Source organism: Vibrio sp. 1562 (assembly GCF_033340155.1).
Taxonomy (GTDB): Bacteria; Pseudomonadota; Gammaproteobacteria; order Enterobacterales; family Vibrionaceae; genus Vibrio; species Vibrio alginolyticus.
In genome coordinates this window covers 1-713 of sequence record NZ_JAWOVY010000320.1, presented here as the reverse complement: position 1 = coordinate 713, position 713 = coordinate 1, and the positions used below count along the sequence as shown (strand labels likewise).

The following is a 713-nucleotide window of genomic DNA, read 5'->3' as shown; positions in this document are numbered from 1 at the left end:
AACTCAAAACCGATGCCTTTGTCAGTAACGTCCATCTTCATGCCACCCGTTAGCTCGTTTTGGAAGCTCACTAGCACGTCTTCAGGAAGAGGCTGGCCTGTCGCCATTGATGCTTTTTCTAACACTTCCAGAATACGCTCTGAGTCCATGCTAAAGCTCAACAAACCGTTTGGCTTCAACTCTTGAGCCATCACGTCCTTGCTTGCTTCTGCCGCGTACTCGCCGCTGTATAGCGTTAGGTGGCTGCCATTTAAGCGTGCAAACACGTCCATCTTCATGCCAGTGTGCATCTCTAACAAGTCACTTACGTTCACAGGTTGGTTGTCTGGTTGCAGTTGAAGCTGCGCCAATTCAGGAACTAGCATTTGCGCAGTTTGAATCAACATGTTTGGATCTTTCGCAGACAGAGTAAACATGCCATCCATTTGGCTAAACACTTCGCCAAACTGTGCATCAGGATTGATGTTCAGATCGAACAGTTGCATGCTCAACCCTTTCAACCCATTCAGCATGCCAGAGCCCATGCTCACCGCTGCCGCCGGGTTTTGTCCGCCCATGTCTTTTTGCATTTGGCTCAGTAGCGCACATTGGTATTGTGGCTGAGTTATCTCTGTCCAAATTTGACCAATCGATGGCGCAAGCGTATTGATGTCGATGCCTAGCGCCAAGCTAAAGAAGCTCTTATCGCAGTTAGACTCGGTTAACACACCACG

The 713-nt window shown here is 48.8% G+C and carries 1 pseudogene; it reads right to left on the bottom strand.

Features of this window, described 5'->3' with window-relative positions:
- Window positions 1–713, bottom strand: a pseudogene (locus R7Z49_RS24945) (hypothetical protein); the annotation flags it as partial.